The sequence below is a fragment of the Faecalibacter bovis genome (assembly GCF_017948305.1).
Lineage (GTDB): Bacteria > Bacteroidota > Bacteroidia > Flavobacteriales > Weeksellaceae > Empedobacter > Empedobacter bovis.
On the sequence record NZ_CP072842.1, the window covers coordinates 2613701 to 2631939 of the forward strand.

An 18239-nucleotide genomic window follows, 5' to 3' on the forward strand; every position below is an offset into this window, starting at 1 on the left:
AAACCGATGAATAATCATCGGTTTTTTATTATTTAATAGATTCAAAATATTCTCTTTCAATTGATTCTCTAAAATCTGGGTGAGCAATTTCTACCATTGCCTTTACACGATCTCTGATATGTTTTCCCGACAGTTTTGCTACGCCGAATTCTGTTATAATATAATCGACATGAGCACGTGAAGTTACAACGCCTGCACCTTGCTTTAAGCTTGGTACAATTTTATTTACACCTTTATTCGTAGTTGAAGTTAATGCAAGAATTGACTTCCCTCCTTTACTCATAGATGCTCCAGTTATAAAATCAATTTGTCCTCCAACTCCTGAAAAAACATTTGTTCCGATAGAATCAGCACAGACTTGTCCAGTTACATCAACCTCAATTGCTGAATTGATAGAAATTAAGCGATTATTTTTTGCAATTTTATAAGGATCATTAGAAAATGAAGTTGGTTTCATTTCAATCACAGGATTTTGATTAATAAAATCGTATAATTCCTGTGATCCATCGGCAAAGGTTGAAACAATTTTTCCTTTTAAAATACCTTTATGTTCACCTGTTATAACACCTGATTTTACCAAAGGAATAATACCGTCAGAAAACATTTCAGTATGTATTCCTAAACCTTTATGATTCGTTAAATTTGCCAATACCGCATTCGGAATAGATCCAATTCCCATTTGCAAACAACTTTTATCTTCAATTAATTCTGCAATATAATTCCCAATTGTAATTTCATCTTTTGTAGAATCTGGCATTGCAAAAGCGTACAAAGGAGTGTGATTTTCAACAAAATAATTAATTTTTGATGCATGGATATATGAATCACCAAAAGTACGAGGTACATATTTATTAACTTGAGCAATAATCACACGAGCAGTTTCTGCAGCTGCATGTATATTTTCTATTGATGTTCCCAATGAACAATAACCGTGTTCATCTGGTTCGGTAACTTGGATTAATAATACATCAACTTTTAAATCACCGTTTAAAATTGCCTTTGGCATCGACCCCAAAAATATTGGAGTATAAGATCCATTTCCTTGTTTAATTGTGTGTCTTACATTTGCGCCCACAAACAACGAATTGACAAAAAACGAGTCTTTGTATTGGATATCAGCATATTTTGCCACACCATAAGTATGGATATGACACATTTCAACATTAGATAATTCAGAAGCACGATCAGTTAATGCATCTGTTAAAATAGTTGGCGTCATAGATGCAGCATGTACATAAACTCTATCGCCAGATTGTACAGCTTTTACAGCTTCTTGAGCAGTTATAAAAGTCATCTTTTCTTGAGTTGTTTTCACAAAATTAATTTATTCTTGCAAAACAATTAGTATAAATCAAATTATGACACCTGAAAAAAGAAAATTAATTGAAGAAAGTTTCAACAGATCAGAAACATTAAAATTTTATAATGCTTCATTAATTGAATCTAAAACTGGATTTATTTCAATAAAAATTCCAAAACAATCGCTTATGACGCGTAAACACGGTATGTTTAACGGTGCTACAATATCGTCATTGGTCGATGTTTCTTCAGGCTATGCTGCAGTGAGTAATTACGAAGATGATTGTTATGTTGTTACGGTAGAATTAAAAGTAAATTTCCTAAACGCAGCTTTAGGCGATAATTTATTGTCTAAATCTTATGTTGTGAAAGGTGGAAAAAAAATATGTGTGATACGAACAGAAATTTTTACTGTAAATGATGATTTAACAAATGAAAAACATGTGGCAACTTCGTTAGTTACCATGATGCGAATTAAATAAATCTTTATATGATTATAAATTATTATAACACTAAAAATCAATACGTTTTAATCGTCATTCTTAATTTAGTCAAATATAAAAATGAATCATTGTTTCTAACTATTAATCATTAAAAACTGTTAGTTATTTTCTTCGGTGAATAATGTTTCTTTACTTTTGTAATATGAAAAATGAAAGCCTAAATACATACAATCCAAACGAAGAAAAGTTAAATATTTATAGCCATTTATTAGGCTTAATTTTAAGTGTTATAGGATTATATTTTTTAGTTAAAAAATCACTCGTAATCGAAAATAAATGGGCAACTATAAGCTTTATCATATTTGGTTTAAGTATGATAACGTTATACCTTGCTTCTACCCTTTACCATTCTGCTACCAATCCTGAAAAAAGATTTAAACTAAAAATTTTTGATCACGTCGCTATTTATATATTAATTGCTGGTAGTTACACGCCATACACTTTAATTTCTTTGATAAATGATGGAGGTATTAATGTATTTGTAATCGTTTGGCTGTTCGCACTAATCGGAATTATAATCAAATTATTTTTTACCGGAAAATTAAAAATCATTTCTACATTGATGTATGTATTAATGGGCTGGATGATTGTTTTTTCGTTTACAGATTTGCAAAAAAACATTTCAGTTGAAGGTATTAACTGGCTAATTGCCGGAGGTATTTCCTATACTGTTGGAGCCGTTTTATATAGCATTAAAAAAATTCCATTCAACCATGCAATATTTCATATTTTTGTGTTGCTAGGCACTTTTTGCCACTATTATAGCATAATAAATTACGTTGAATAAATTATTTGAATCACAATGAAATTCTCAATCACTTACTTCATTTCTGCAATATTAGTATTACTATTTGGTGTTCAAATACAAGCTCAAACCTACACGTTAAAGTTCAAAACTAATCAAGGAAAATTTAGCGTAATGCTATATGATTTCACTCCAAATCATCGAGATTTAATATTAACTGAAATAAAAAAAGGAACCTATAAAAACGCTCAATTTAATCGTGTAATCAAAGATTTTGTAATTCAAGGTGGAGAATTAGATGATTCAATTTTATTAAAAGAAGCTAAAAATCCTAATGTAAAACCTATTAGATTAAATCCCGAATTTCATCCAAAGGCATTTCACAAAATTGGTGCTTTAGGTGCGGGTCGTGATGATAATTCTAGTAAAGGATCATATTTTAATCAAATTTATTTTGTTGTCGGAAAAAAAATAAATCCAATTGATTTAGAACTTTTCGAAAAGAAAAAAGGTATAAAATACACCTCTCAACAACGAGAAGAATACTTAAAGAATGGTGGTTTACCTCGATTGGATAATGATTACACAGTTTTTGGTGAAGTTGTGGAAGGTTTAGATCATGTCTTAAAAATAAGTCAGAAAGCTACAGATAAAAACGATGTTCCAATCGAACCAATTATATTTGACATCAAAATCAAGAAAAATTTACCTAAAAAAATCAAAAAAACTACTATTTCTGCTAGTGTCGGGCTTGGTCATCGTTAAATTAATTTAAATTATTATAATTTTGCATCTTAAATTCAGAATTGATGCAACCCTCAATATTATTAACAACTCTTAACGCAAAATATATACACATAAATCTTGCGATTAGAATTCTTTATGATCTTAACCACAAGCGTGGAAATATTGATTGGAAAGAATTTACGATTAAATTAGATTTTGATGAAATCGCAACGAAATGTGCAAAATATGATATTGTATGTTTTAGTTGTTATATCTGGAATATTTCTCAAACTTTAGAAGTTTGTAAACGAATCAAATCAATTTCTCCTAACACAAAAATACTTTTGGGTGGACCCGAAGTTAGTTACGAATACGATGATGTAATTGCACAAGATTGTGTAGATTATATAATTGTTGGTGAAGGTGAAATTCCGTTTGAAAAGTTCGTTGAGCATTATCCAACTGTTGAAAATGTTCCTAATTTAGTTTATAAAAAAGAGGGAAAAATTATCTTTAATAAAGAAAATGTAACCTTCGATATTCAAAATCTAAAAGGCAGAAATCCTTATCAATACGATGATCCATCGACTTTAATAAATAGAGTTTGCTACATCGAAACTTCTCGTGGATGTCCTTATAAATGCGAATTTTGTTTAGCCAGTTTAGATAACAAAATGCGTTATTTACCAATGGATACCATTAAACAAAATTTGTTGTATTTAATGGAACATGGGAAAACGATTAAATTTTTGGATCGAACTTTTAATATTAAACGTGATTTCACAATAGAATTATTCCAGTTTATTTTAGATCATCATAAACCTGGAAATGTATTCCAATTCGAAATTACCGCTGACATTGTGCATCCTGATATTATCAAATTTATCAACGAGAAAGTTCCTCCTGGATTATTTCGATTTGAAATTGGAATTCAAACTGTTAATCAAGAAAGTAATAGAGAAGTTAGTCGTAAACAGAATTTCGAGAAAACTTCTAACGTAATTCATCAATTAAAAGAGCGCATCGAAATGCATTTAGATTTGATTGTAGGATTACCTTTAGAATATATTTCAGATTTAAAATTTAGTTTTGAATCTACATTTAAATTGTATCCACCCGAATTACAATTAGGTTTTTTAAAGTTTTTGAAAGGAACTCCTGTTCGTGAAAAATACGAAAACTATGGTTACAAATTTGATCCAGAACCACCGTATCAAATCATTGAAAGTAATTTTTTAAGCGCACAAGAATTACAGGATATTACAGATTTAGAAAATGCTTTAGAGATTTATTGGAACAAACCAAGAGCATTTAATACCTTAAAATATGTTTCTGAAAATTATAGTATTTTCGATTATTTAATGGGATTAGGTAAATATTTTGGTGAAAGAAATCACGCATATAAATTTACAATCATTGAAATTTATGAAACAATTTTAGAATATACTAAAGCCAATTTCAACGATGAATTATTGTTACAATTAATCGCGATCGACTATTATACCAATCAAAAGTCTAAACCAAAGGATTTGTTTGAATTTGAATTGAATAAAAAAGCTACAGAGATTTTTAAAGAGGCAAACGAAATTGAAACAAAAGATCGTTTAGTATTATTGCCAATTTCATTTGATTGGAAAGTTTGGAATTCAGATTTAAAAATTATAGAATCAAACGAAATGTTTGCACTCTATTACCCTGGAAATACTTTACCAAAAATAGAATCAATACAAAATTATAAAGTAGAAATCCCTACATAAAACAAAAGCCAAAATCTATAGATTTTGGCTTTTATTTTATAATATAGCTAATAAATCAATTTCAAAAACCATAGTTGAATATGGTCCTAATTCTTTTGAGATTTCGCGTTCTTTGTATCCAATTTCTGGTGGAATAACAAATTTAAATTTACTTCCAACAGGCATTAAAAGTACACCTTCTGCCCAACCTTTAATTACATTTTCTAATGGAAAAGATGCAGGAACTTTACGACGAACTGAACTATCAAATACTTCTCCATGAATATTTGTTCCGTGATAATGACACAAAACTTTATCTGCCATTGTTGGTTTTGGACCTTCACCCATTGTAATAACTTGGTACATCAAACCACTTGGCAACACAATAACGTTTTCTTCTTTGGCAAATTCTTCTCGAAAAGCAATTCCTTCTAATCTATTTTTTTCGATTAATTCTTGTTTTCGTTTAAATAACAATTCTGCAACACCCATTTTATAATTTTTTTCAAAGTTAGGAAACCAAACTATATGGCACAAAAAAAGAGTTAAGGAATTCTAATGCTGTTAAAATAACAGATGAGGAGAAATCTTAACTCTAAGTTTTAGTTTTAAAAATGTTTTGCAAAATTATGAAGTATTATTTACTTTTAACCTATGTGTATTATTAATAAAACGTTAATAATATAGTTGAAAATATTCTTTAAAATGATTATAAACAGAATAAAATTAGGTTTAACGAGTAAGTTTGGTTAAAATTTTACTTAATCAGAAGTATTCATTTTCAGCATTTTAAAATGGATTTATATAGATATTTATCTGTTAATTTTTTCCAATTTTTCAGCTAAATCATGAATATTTGATGCTCTTTCATCAGAAATTGGAACGTTAGAAAGTATAATAATTGCCGTTTGTTTATTAGCATTAAGAATTATGCTTGAAGAATTACCAGCAGTTCCAATATCATTTAAATACAGAATATCCCTACCTTTTTTCATAATATTCCATCCTAAACCAATGGACTTATTTTTATTTACTTCAAAAGTTGGGTGTTGTGTTAATGCTAAATCTTTGTTTGAAGAATTGAATTGAGCTTGAATAAATTTTTCTAAATCAACAACCGTTGACAAAATGCTAAAATCAGGAACTAAATCATTAGAATTTTTCGCCAACTCAGAATTTAATCCATTTTTAGATAAAATTGTTTTCGTCATATGATAACGAGATAAAATATTATCCTGAAATAATTTTTGAAACGCTGAATTTTGTGATAAGCCTAAACTAAGGCTTAATAATTCTGTTCCAAAATCTGAATTAACATAAGATTTAGATGAAATATGATCAATCTTCAGATCATTTCTTAAATAATAATACAGCTTTTCTTGATGCAAGTTTGTAGGATTAATCGTATCATTTATAACTTTATTTTCTATTGATAATTTACCTAAACCTGAAGTGTGATTTGCTAATTCCTGAAAAGTAATTTTGTGATTATCTTTAAATTCGAATGGGTAGAATTGATTAATTTCATCTGATAATTTCAATTTATTATTTGTTACTAATGAAGCTAATACGGAAGAAGTCAAAACTTGTGAAATAGAACCAATTTCAAAATTATTATTTTGATTTTCAATTGAATTTATGGTGTCATTTTCCTTTTTTACGCCAAAAAATTCAGTTTTATCTTTATTTATTAAAGCGATGGATAATTGAGAATTATTTGGAAGATACTTTGTATGTGAATAAATTAAATCTACAATTGGATTTGATTTAGAAAAAATAGCTTCAATTACATTGTTTTGTTTATGTGCAAGACTATTTACAACTGGCGCCTTTTTTGGACCATTATATGGATTAACAAATAAACCGTTTATCCTATCATTTTTATCAACTGAAATATCAATTTTGTACGAATTAATATTGAAATCACTTCGAAAAGAAGCTAATTTTTCATCTTCATATTTTATAAATTCATACGTTTCGATTGGTCCAGCTTTAAATCTTAAATCCATCAAAAATCTTTCTAATCCTTGGTATGCCATATGTTTTTGCATGGCAGGAGTAAAACTTTGATAAATTGCATTAAAATCTTTAGAATTAAAATCTTTTCTAAAATTTTGATATGCTTTAAGATGATTTTCTTTTTGTGCAAAAGAAAAAAATGGTAATACTATAAATAGTAATACAAAGATTGATCTCATCAAATTATAATTTATAAATAATACTTGAATCAAATAAAATTTGAAAATCGTAATATTTCAACTTGTAAATTTATTCATTTTCAAATTTCAATTAAGGTAAAAATTTATAAAATAATTAAACGAATATAATTAATTAACTTGCTTTTTGAAGATCCAATTCGTACAAAATTAAGATAACGTATATTTGCAGTTCATTTTAAAAACATTAGACCATGTCTGAATTTGATATAACATCAGCTTTAAAAAAATTATTAAACGAATATTCGGAAGAATCAGCTTCTGAAGTTATCGAAACTTTATTATATAATCCTTCTGATTTAACAGATGAAGATCATACGATAATCGATCAGTTACAATCACATTTTTTACGTACTGCAGCTCAAATTTTTGTTGAAGATTTATCTTATGATTTCAACACTTTAGTTAATTATTGGGAAGCATTTATCGGACAATTAACGGAAGAGCAATCTGCTAAAGTTTTAGAATATGCGCTAGAGCAAACAAATGTTGATTTTGTTGAAGATTTTATCATTGGCTACCGCAAATTTTATGTAAATCCTAAAGAATCTATTACTTTCTTTTCTAAGTTAGATGCTAATGAATTTCATGAAATTAAGTTTTTCATTGGACGTTGTTACGAGGCATTAAATGAATATGATAAAGCTATTGAATCTTACAACCAATATTTAGATCATCCCTATTTCAAAAACGAGGAAAATCAAGAACAAGCGAATATTAATCGTTTTTATATCAATCATACAATTGCGTCTTTATACTTTAAAATGAACGATATGAAAAAGGTTATTGAAACTGTTGATGAAATTATCGAACCGATTGGTTTTAATCAATATTTAGAGAATTTTTCGAATCCAGAGGATGAAGAGATTAAGAAATTTTTAGTTGAATATGCAGATGCTTTAGACGCTACAAATGAAACTATTAAAGCAAATAGTTTAAGAGAAAAAATTACTAATTTCTTTAATTAATCATTCTACAACATTGATTAATAAAGGATTATAAATAAAATCACTACCATTATAAATAAATTCATTAAGGATTTATTTAAAACAATACTAATCAACTATAAATTTGCAGTACAATAATTCATTCAGATGTAAGGTTATTACAAGCTTTATTGAATTCATAGTATTTTAGGTTGGTTTATAAAAAAAGGGTTGAATAGCTTCAACCCTTTTTTATTTTTTAAATTGTATAATTATTACTTTTTTCTGAATAAAAATCCTAAACCAAATCCAATTACTGATGGTAAAACCCACCCTAAGTCATATTCAAAAAATGGTATTTTATTTAAAGTTGTAATTGTTTCATCGCTAAAAAATCCTAATAATTTAAATAATCCTAAAGTTCCAATTATTGTAGATGCTATTAGTGCTCCTATATATGGTGCTTTGTCTTTAATTACTTTACCAAATAAAACAATATATAAAACTAGCGTTATGACAATTGGGTATATAAATGCTAATGGTGGATATGCAAAATTGATAATTTCATCCACTCCTTTGATCGATAATCCGAATGAGATTACAGTACATGCGATAACTACTGTTGTATAACTAACTTTATTATTGAATAATTCGCTAAAGAAAGAACCTACTGCAGATGTTAAAGAAATTGCTGTTGTTAAACACGCAAATGCCATACATACTGCTATTGCAATTAAACCATATTGACCTAGTAAGTTTGTAGAAATCTGAATCAATAAGTCAGATCTTTTGATTGTAGAATCAGAAACTCCCGAAGTTGCTCCTAAATAAATTAATCCACCGTAAACAAATAATAAGCATATCGCTGATAATGCTCCGGAAATAATAGTTACTTCAGTTTTACTTTTTGTATCGTTGTAGCCTTTCGCTTTTGCAGCTGAAATAATTATACCAGCAAATATAACTGAAGCCAATACATCTAAGGTTTGGTATCCTTCAATAAATCCTAATGAAAACGAATCCATCATCGTTAATTTAGAAACTTCTAGTGTTTCCACTGGATTTACTATTCCAACAAAAATCAAAATTGCTAATAACAATAACAGAATCGGAGTTAAATAATTTCCGATTACATCAACAACTTTAGATGGACGTATGGCTAAAACTAATGTTATAATAAAGAATGCTAAAGAACCCCAAAAAGGATTTAATTCTGGAAAAAAAGGTTTTAAACCAACCTCGAAAGTAGTTGCAGCAGTTCTTGGAATTGCAATTAATGGTCCAATACAAATCATAATAATTGTACCCAAAATTGCAGCAATATATTTATTAACTCTATTTCCTAAATCATTGAAATTATCACCTGATTGAATGACAGATAAAATTCCTGTAAATGGCAATAAAATCCCTGTTAAACCAAAAGCGATCATTGCAATTAAAAAATTAGAACCAACTTGAACCCCAATTAATGGTGGTAACAATAAATTTCCGGCTCCAAAAAACATTGCAAAAAGTGCAAAACCTAATGTTAAGATATTATTTAACTTCTTTTTCTCCATCCTCTATTCTACTTTGGATTATTATTTTTTCGTTATAATGCGGTCGCAAATTATAAATATTTCAATCTATAACTAAACTTAATAGCAAAAAGTTGCATAAGATTCTTAAAAAATTGCGTTTTTGTCATTATTTGATAAATACAGTAATATTATCACTAAATAAAACGTGAAGAATTTTAAATAATTAAATCTAATAGGAACAATTTGATAGTAAATTGACTTTAATCAAACCAAAAATCATCATCGAAACTCCGATTAAGGGATAGCCTTCATAAACCAATACAAAAGTGAGAACGAAAAAAAGTAAACTCCAGAATAAATAATACAATAACCCGAAAGAATTTTCTAAAGTTATTTTTCCAATGGAAAAGAATTTTGGACTATTAAAATTGATAAAAGCAACCGAAAAAACTGCGACTAAATTTCCAATTAAAAACGGTACAAGTGCTAATAAAATAAAAAATTCAATCGTATCTAACCAATTTTTGTTATGCATAAAATTATCAAACACAAAGGCTATAACGAAAAATAAGATATTAATGTTTACCAATATTAAAACATGATAGGATGAATTAAAATTGATGATAAATTGAAGTTCTTTTAAAGTATTTATTTTAAAATAATACAGAATTAATAATACAAAAATAGATGTTGTTAAAATAAAGGCACTTAAACTATACATTTGAAAATCGAATGAAATATCATAATTTTCATTATAATATGGCGCTGAAAATGTCATCGTTACAAGTATAAAACCTATAACGATGACTGCAAATAAACACTCAGTTAGAGTTATTTTTTTGAAATCCATTCTATATTCTTAGAGTAATACATAATGATTGCTAGGATAATAAACAAACCTATACTTCCTACTAATAATGCATGTTCTTTTAATTGCAATACACTATAAATAAATAGATAAAGCAATAAAATAATCATTGTGATGCGAACGGTTAATTTCCAAGATTTTAGGAAACTATTGATAAAAAACGTGATTAAACCTAAAGTTGCAAACGCAGAAATAAAATAAGCATAATCGAATCCTAAATATTCTGAAATTGAAAGTAATAAGACAAAATTGATACAGATTGCAAAACCAACCAATGCATATTGCACGATGTGAATATTGAATTTATTTCTATTTTCTATGAAGAAAAATGCCACAAAAGTAAGTCCGATAAACAATATTGCATATTTCGTTGAACGGTACGTTTTATCGTAATGATCGTTCATTTGTAAGAAATCGACACCAAATGCATACGTTTCAAAATCAATATTATTTTTCCAAAATTGGCCATTCATCGGGTTTTGTTGATACACTTTCCACTGAGCCGTAGTTTTGTTATTTGTGGTAATTAATGAATCTGAAGGTAAAACATAACCATCAAATTTTAGATCTTTCCAATTGGAAGATAAATTAACATTTGTATGTAACGCAGATGGTAAAAATTTTAAACTGTTAGATCCTTTAATATCAATATTTAAAATAACTGAATTATAATCGAATGTTTTGGGATCGATTGAGCGACTCAAAAAGTTTAAATCTACATTATTAGATTCTGGCATTTCTAATTCATACCCGTTGTTTACAACTACAACTTCACCAGATTTGAATTTAATTTGGTCATCAAAGTTTAAAGGATAACTTTTATTTCCGGCTTTTGCGATTATTTTATTATTAAATCCTTTTTCATCTTTTATTGCAAAAACCAATTTGGTATCAACTATATTTTCAGGTTTGATGTTCGCTTCAGCTACTATTTTATCAAAAGTAGGAAAGCTTGATTTTAAATTTAATTTGGAATTATAGACAACAACATCATATAAATTCCTTCTTTTAATCGTGTTATTTACATCTGCATCAATCCAATTTTCATTTGCAGAAACATAAATAATTTCTTGAGAAATGGTCTGTTTTCCTTTTTCATCTTTACCAACTATATTGTGTTTTATTTGTAAAAATGGCCCGTAAACAACCTGACTTCCACTCCACTTTGTAGATATTTCTTTAATTACATTCTCTTGCGATTCTTGCCTTTCTATAATTAAATTTAAAATGAAAGGAATCGGAATTAACATCAATAATGTTAATCCTAAAATTATTAATCCTTTAGTCATTGTAGATTTTGAAGTTTCAACTTCTTGTTGAATTTCTTCTTCGAATTGATTTTCCATAAGTTATGAATTACTTGTTTTTAAAAGTGCTTTGAATTCCAAAGTTTAAATACAAAAAAATATACTATTTCATGTTTTTTATTAATTTTTCTAAATACGCCAAATGCTCCTGAAAAGCAAATTTTCCAAGTTCTGTTATGGCGTATGTCGTGTTGGTTTTACGACCAATAAAACCTTTATGTACAGTTATATACTCGTTTTCTTCTAAATTTTTTAGGTGCGAAGCCAAGTTCCCGTCAGTTAATTCTAAATACTCTTTTAGATCTTTGAATGAAATTTCTTCATTCATAATCAAAGCACTCATAATTCCGACACGAATACGATTATCAAAGACTTTATTTAACTTATTTAAATCAAAATTCATATTGCAAATTTAAGATTTGTAATCGTATTTACGCACCATCCACGCACCAAAAATGATATGAACTAAACCAAAACCTACACTCCAAAATGCTAAACCGTTGGCAATAAATATAAAAGCCAATAAACCTAAAAAAATCTCTGTATAAGCCAAATATCTAATTTCTGTCACAGTATCACGCTCTACATTCAACAAAGCCATACCGTAAAACAACAAAGTTGTTGGCGCTATATAGACAAAACTTAAGTGTTTATAAAGAGCTAAACATAAGAAACCTCCAATTATCAATACAAACAAAAAACGTTTTAGAATTCTCTTCGTTGTAGGATTTATAAAAGTAATATTATCTTTTGAAGACTTTTTTATCATGAAATAAAAACCTCCAACCAAAGCTAAAATTAAAGTAATTAAAGCAAGTAAAACGAGATACAAATCTCTTTTATCATCTGGTTGTAACGAATACAATTGCATCTTACTTTCTAATATAATGAAATATGCTATGGCTGCAGATAGCAAACCTATAAATCCAACCCATACTCCACTCCATCCACTAATACTTGTGAATTTTGAAGATTTTTGCATCATCGATTTGATTTCGTTTAAACTATCTAATGGATTTTCGTTCATGATAAAAGTGCTTTGAAATTCAAAGTTAAACAAAAAATTGATAACACAAAAAAAAAGCTAGGATAAAATCATAGCTTTTTCAGTTGGTTGTAACTTATAATGTTACGATAGTAAGTTAATTAGAAACATAACATATTTCTCATAGTAGTTCTTCTATGGTTAGTAAAAAGAACGGTTGTTTTATTAATATTGTTACTGCAAATGTAGAATAGTTTGTAATTGCATAAAAATGTTTTTAAACGCTTTTCGTTAAAGTGCATTTTCGTAAGGTGAATTACAATAAAACTTGGGTGAATTTATTCACAACAAGCATTAATTAAACAATTTGAGAGCTAAAATTGCTTTTGTTCCATTCGAATTTGTTTCAAATTTTAAAAATTCGTCGTTCGATCCATTGAAAAGTTGTAGACGCTCTCTAATGATTCCTAAACCTTTCGATTCGTAAAATTTATCCTTGTTTTTATTTTGTTCCATTCCTTTTCCATTATCCTCGATTATAATTTCTAAGAAATTACTGCATTTCGTGATGTAGATATTAATCTTATTAGTTGCGACAGATGGATTAAATGCGTGTACGAAACAATTTTCTACAAGTGGTTGCAACAGCATTGGTGGAATGTGAATGTTATAAATATCAATATCAGGATTTATATCAATTTTAAAATCAATTTTATTTTTATACCTGAAATTTTCAATTTTAACATACAGTTCTAAGAAATTTATCTCTTGTTTTAAAGTAATTTCATTTTTACTTGATAATTCAAGCATTTTTCGGATCAATTTTGCAAATTGACTTAATGATTCCAAAGCATTATTCACATCATTATCAATGATATAATATTGAATTGAGTTTAAAATATTAAATATAAAATGTGGATTCATTTGCCCTTGAAGAGCCATTAATCTTACTTCTGAAAACTTTTTTTCTAAGGTAATACGTTTATTTTCCTCGTCTTTTATTTCTTGTATATTTTTAATTTTCAGTTGGTTAATTTCATTTATACTTCGAATCTTGTTGCGATAATATTTTAAAAATAACAAAATGATAAGTATACTTAAACCACTTAAAAAAAATGGATTGAAATAAAATGGTGGATAAATTTTTAAATCAATCAACGGAATTATCGATTTATTACCATCGCTTAAATTTGTAATCTCCAACTCTATTGCATACGAACCAGCTTTTAAAGAATTAAAACGAATTACTTCATCAGTAAAATATTCGCTCCACTCTTCTTTATTAAACCTGTATCTGTATTTATATTTTGTAGAATATTTAGGATTTAGAATCGTAAAATCAATAAAAATATTATTCTGATCATGAGTTAAACTTAAATTTTTATTCTTTAAATCAAACCAATAAAATTGATCTCGATCCAACTTATGATTATTAATCTGTAAACCTGTTATTGAAATTTTAGGTTGCGTGGGCTGTATGTTTGCAACACTTTCTAAATTGATAAGATAATAACCATTATCAGTTCCAACTAAAATATTTCCTTGATTAACAGCTGAAGCAGAAAGTGTTTTATAATTAACTCCTTGCGCTTTGTCTATATAATAAAATTTATCGCCGTTTACTACAACGATATTTGAAAATGAACCGATTATTAATTTTCCATCAACTTCTTCAACAAAATTGATATTAACCGAATCAATCGATTTGCTTGAAATTTTTCTTATGATGTGAAGTTTATCCTTATTAATTTTAATAATATAAACATCTCCAAATTGTGTTGCGACTGCTAATTTATCTTCTCCCAGAGCTTTAACCAATTTAATTTTCTTTTCATTAAACTGATTATTTCTAAAATATGAAGTAAAAACACCATTCTCGTATTTATAAAGCCCACCAAATTCAGATCCGATAAAAATCGCTTTTGAGTTTCTTGATATTGAAACAACATTATCAGGAATGTTATTTCCACCATCTGAAATATAATCGTAATCGATTTGATCTAAATTTCGATAAATTTTCATCCCACCACTCGGTTGAGCTTCGATTAACTGATTATTATTAAAAGAAAAATACTGAGTGTAAATAGGATAATAAGACAAGATTTTACCAAAAGTATTAATCTTAAATAAACCAATATTTGAGTTTACCCAAAGATTTCCATTTTCGACTTCTAAACGGTAAAATTTCATATCAAATTCTCTTAGATTTTCATTTACTCTAAAGAATTTTGGTTTAGAACTTAATATTTTCTTAAACTTCTCTTTATTATTCTGATAACTTTTCCAAAATTCATTTTTAGAAGTTATGATTCTTGGTTTATCACCATCGTTTACATATAAACCGTTAGAAGTAATTAAATACTCTTTCGACTGAAACTCTTTGATACTTTCGACTGAAGAATGATCTGTAGGATAATATTTATAAGGGGTATTAAATACAAAACGCATCAAACCTTGGTTTAATGTAGAAATATAAGCCACATTATTAAACTTATCGTAAACTATACGATTAGGAACAATGTCAGCTAAATTTAATTCTGACGTGATACTTTTCATCGAAGTACCATCAAATTCAAGGATTCCACCCGCTGAAGAAACAATATCGTGTGTAACCATCCAAATCTTATTATTGGCAACTTTTTCATAGTCCCAAATAATTGGAAGTTCAACACTATTTTCTTTCGGAACATTATTTAAAAATTCAGTATTCGATAAAATTTTAATTCCCTTTATCGAAGAAAAAATTACGTTATTTCTGTATGAATAAGAGTTTAAAATTTCGCCAGAATCATAAACAAATTTTAGCTCATTATCTGTTACTTCAAAAACACCATGATATTTGGTACATGCATATAATTTTTTACCAAGTTCGAAAAAGGTAATAACATGAAAATTTCTTTTAGTTGTAGATTTTTGTTCTATTTTTTTGATGGAAAAATCATCCATATTTATGATCGAAATTCCATTAACACCAGCAGCATAAATTTTTCCATCGTGTGTTATTATTTTAGAAACTAAATCAGATACTAAACCATTTTTTTCGGTTAAATGCACAACTTTAGATCCATCAAAACGAGCCACTCCATGACCATAACTTGCGAACCAAATATTATTATTTTTATCCTCGAAAATGTCATAAACATTATTAAATTTAATCTCTTTAAATCTCTTTAAGAGTTTAAATTTTCCCATGTCTTTTATATAAATTCCATACTTTGTAGTTACCCACAAAAACTGTCTGGAATCCATATACATATCTAAAATCTCGTTAGAATCTAAACTATTTCCATCCATGTATTTCTCAGATACAATGTATTGAGCTTTAACATTTATTCCTGTTAAAATGAAAATAGATAATATAAAAAGTCTAAGAAATTGCATTGACTAAAATCTTTAAACCTGAAGCAGTTACAGGAACTAAAATTTCACTTGCTGTATCTAATTTTGGATTTTGAACAATTAAGATATTATTGCGTTTATCCAATCGAACAGCATAATCCAGATTAACTAAATAGGAACGATGAACTCGGACAAATACATTTCTATTGATTGATTTTTCAATTTCCTTAAGTGGCTTTGAAATTGTAAAAGACTTTGAAATGGTATAAATTTCACAATAATTATCTGAAGCTTTACAATAAATAATCTCGTCTATTTTAATGAAATTCAATTCATTAACAGAAGAAAAAAGTAAAATTCCATTTTCTTGATTTAAAGTTGTTTTAATTTCATTGACAACTTCAAATTCTTCAGAATTAGGATTTAAAGAATCAGAATTTTCTTTTGATTTCTTTTGATTTAACACGTTTTTGAATCGATCTAATACAAATTCTAAATCGCTGATTGAAATTGGTTTCATTAAATAACCTAAACAACCCCATTGATTTACAGCTTCTAAAACATAATTAGAATGTGCGGTTGTAAATATTATCTCAAAGTTGATTTCATCAAAATAATCAAATAGTTTAAAACCATATTCATTAGGTAAATGAATATCCAAAAACACTAAATCAGGCTTAAATTCTCGTATCAACTCTACCCCATGATTCACAGAATCTGCCACCAAAATATTAGAAAAAAAATTGGGAGCTGTATGAGCAATCAATTTTTTTAAACCTTCTTGTGCATGATATTCATCGTCGATTATAATTGCTTTGTACATGGTAATAGTTTGATTGATTATATATTTAATTTAAATGTAAAAAGTTGTGCAAATTTGCACAACTTCAATATTTTAACTTTGCTAAAATTTAATTTTTTGCTTTGTCGGATTCAATTTCAAAAATGCGAAAGCTATTAAAGCTCCTATCAAAGCCATAACAACACCAACCCATAATTGAGAATTAAAACCTAACTTCATCGCGATAGGAATTCCTCCAAAATAAGCACCTAATGCATTTCCGATGTTAAAACTTGCCTGACCAGCTGCTGCTGCTAACGTTTCGGAACCTCTCGCATTATTAATTAACATCATTTGAATTGGAGAACCAATTGTAAATGCAATTAAACCTGTAATAAACGACATGATGTAAGCCATAATTTGAATTTCGGAAGTGAAATAAACCACAACTAAACAAATTGACATTGCAGCAAATGAAATAATCGTTGCTTTATTTGGCGATAATGAATCTGCTACTTTTCCACCAATTAAATTACCTACAAACATTCCTAATCCGATTAAAATCATGATGACAGGAACGGTTTCTTTACTCAATTTAGCAACTTCAGTTACTAAAGGAGAAATATAACTAATCCAAGCAAAAAGACCGGCAGTACCAATTGAAATCATTGCGATTAACATCCAAGCTTGCCATTTCTTAAAGAAAGATAATTGATCTAAAATGCTTCCTTTATTTGAATTTTTAACATTCGGTACCCAAAGTTGAACAACTAAAACAGTTACCAATCCTAAAGCTGCAATAATTGCAAAAGTATAGCGCCATGACATTGCTTGTCCTAACCATGTTCCCAACGGAACTCCTACTAAGTTTGCAACTGTTAATCCCATAAACATAAAAGCTATGGCTTGCGCTTCTTTACCTTTTGTTGCTAATTGACTTGCAATTACAGATCCTACACCGAAAAAGGCTCCGTGTGGTAAACCAGATAAAAATCGAGCAATTAACAAAGTGTAATAACTTGGGGCAATGACAAATAGTGCATTAAAAATAGCAAAAAGTACCATGAAGAACATCAGTACTTTTTTAGGTGAATATTTACTCGTCGCCATAATCAATGTTGGTGCACCGACCATAACTCCTAATGCATACATCGAAATAAAATTCCCTGCTTGCGGTATTGTAATATTTAAATCTTTTGCAAAATCCTCCAACACACCCATCATAGTGAATTCTGTCATCCCGATGGCTAATCCTCCTAACGCTAATGCAACTAAACTTTTTTGTATC

General features: G+C 28.1%; 16 protein-coding genes. 5 read left to right on the top strand and 11 right to left on the bottom strand.

The genetic code is table 11. The features are described from left to right. Nucleotides 1-28: 28 nt before the first annotated feature. Entirely contained in the window at nt 29-1294 is a 1266-nt protein-coding gene (locus J9309_RS12570; RefSeq protein WP_230477876.1) for an acetyl-CoA hydrolase/transferase family protein, read from the bottom strand. 64 nt (nt 1295-1358) lie between these two features. On the opposite strand from J9309_RS12570, the gene J9309_RS12575 reads away from it, so the two are divergent. The 4 genes from J9309_RS12575 to J9309_RS12590 all read left to right on the top strand — a co-directional run bounded on the left by J9309_RS12575 (nt 1359) and on the right by J9309_RS12590 (nt 5030). Continuing rightward, nucleotides 1359-1781, top strand: a complete 423-nt coding sequence (locus tag J9309_RS12575) for a PaaI family thioesterase (protein ID WP_230476232.1) — start codon at nt 1359-1361, stop codon at nt 1779-1781. 163 nt (nt 1782-1944) lie between these two features. Then, on the top strand, nt 1945-2589 hold the full coding sequence (gene trhA / locus J9309_RS12580; protein WP_230476233.1) for a PAQR family membrane homeostasis protein TrhA: 645 nt from the start codon (nt 1945-1947) through the stop codon (nt 2587-2589). A gap of 15 nt (nt 2590-2604) precedes the next feature. After that, entirely contained in the window at nt 2605-3312 is a 708-nt protein-coding gene (locus tag J9309_RS12585; protein WP_230476234.1) for a peptidylprolyl isomerase, read from the top strand. A gap of 44 nt (nt 3313-3356) precedes the next feature. Beyond that, nucleotides 3357-5030, top strand: coding sequence for a B12-binding domain-containing radical SAM protein (locus J9309_RS12590; RefSeq protein ID WP_230476235.1), 1674 nt, complete (start codon nt 3357-3359; stop codon nt 5028-5030). Between the two features lie 36 nt (nt 5031-5066). Here the strand turns inward: J9309_RS12590 and J9309_RS12595 are convergent, their stop codons facing one another. Then, a complete protein-coding gene (locus tag J9309_RS12595; RefSeq protein ID WP_230476236.1) occupies nt 5067-5501 on the bottom strand; it encodes an FKBP-type peptidyl-prolyl cis-trans isomerase in 435 nt (144 codons plus the stop codon). 320 nt (nt 5502-5821) lie between these two features. Continuing rightward, nucleotides 5822-7207: a serine hydrolase gene (locus tag J9309_RS12600; protein WP_230476237.1), complete on the bottom strand. Its 1386-nt coding sequence runs from the start codon at nt 7205-7207 to the stop codon at nt 5822-5824. 212 nt (nt 7208-7419) lie between these two features. On the opposite strand from J9309_RS12600, the gene J9309_RS12605 reads away from it, so the two are divergent. Next, nucleotides 7420-8193 (top strand): tetratricopeptide repeat protein, encoded by a 774-nt coding sequence (locus tag J9309_RS12605; protein ID WP_230476238.1) that lies wholly within the window; start codon nt 7420-7422, stop codon nt 8191-8193. Nucleotides 8194-8426: 233 nt separating this feature from the next. Here the strand turns inward: J9309_RS12605 and brnQ are convergent, their stop codons facing one another. The 8 genes from brnQ to J9309_RS12645 all read right to left on the bottom strand — a co-directional run bounded on the left by brnQ (nt 8427) and on the right by J9309_RS12645 (nt 18238). Then, a complete protein-coding gene (gene brnQ / locus J9309_RS12610; RefSeq protein WP_230476239.1) occupies nt 8427-9710 on the bottom strand; it encodes a branched-chain amino acid transport system II carrier protein in 1284 nt (427 codons plus the stop codon). Between the two features lie 190 nt (nt 9711-9900). Next, entirely contained in the window at nt 9901-10449 is a 549-nt protein-coding gene (locus J9309_RS12615) for a hypothetical protein (RefSeq protein ID WP_230476240.1), read from the bottom strand. 53 nt (nt 10450-10502) lie between these two features. After that, nucleotides 10503-11885 carry a cell envelope integrity protein CreD gene (gene creD / locus J9309_RS12620; protein ID WP_230476241.1) on the bottom strand — a complete coding sequence of 461 codons (1383 nt, stop codon included), beginning with the start codon at nt 11883-11885 and terminating at the stop codon, nt 10503-10505. A gap of 64 nt (nt 11886-11949) precedes the next feature. Continuing rightward, nucleotides 11950-12249, bottom strand: a complete 300-nt coding sequence (locus tag J9309_RS12625) for a winged helix-turn-helix domain-containing protein (RefSeq protein ID WP_230476242.1) — start codon at nt 12247-12249, stop codon at nt 11950-11952. Between the two features lie 9 nt (nt 12250-12258). Continuing rightward, the gene (locus J9309_RS12630; protein ID WP_230476243.1) at nt 12259-12873 is read right to left on the bottom strand and encodes a hypothetical protein; all 615 of its coding nucleotides are present in this window, start codon (nt 12871-12873) and stop codon (nt 12259-12261) included. Between the two features lie 312 nt (nt 12874-13185). Next, nucleotides 13186-16212, bottom strand: coding sequence for a sensor histidine kinase (locus tag J9309_RS12635; RefSeq protein WP_230476244.1), 3027 nt, complete (start codon nt 16210-16212; stop codon nt 13186-13188). After that, nucleotides 16199-16993, bottom strand: a complete 795-nt coding sequence (locus J9309_RS12640) for a LytR/AlgR family response regulator transcription factor (protein ID WP_230476245.1) — start codon at nt 16991-16993, stop codon at nt 16199-16201. Before J9309_RS12640 ends, J9309_RS12635 begins: the two co-directional genes overlap by 14 nt. A gap of 81 nt (nt 16994-17074) precedes the next feature. After that, nucleotides 17075-18238 carry an MFS transporter gene (locus tag J9309_RS12645; protein ID WP_230477877.1) on the bottom strand — a complete coding sequence of 388 codons (1164 nt, stop codon included), beginning with the start codon at nt 18236-18238 and terminating at the stop codon, nt 17075-17077. Nucleotide 18239: the final 1 nt, after the last annotated feature.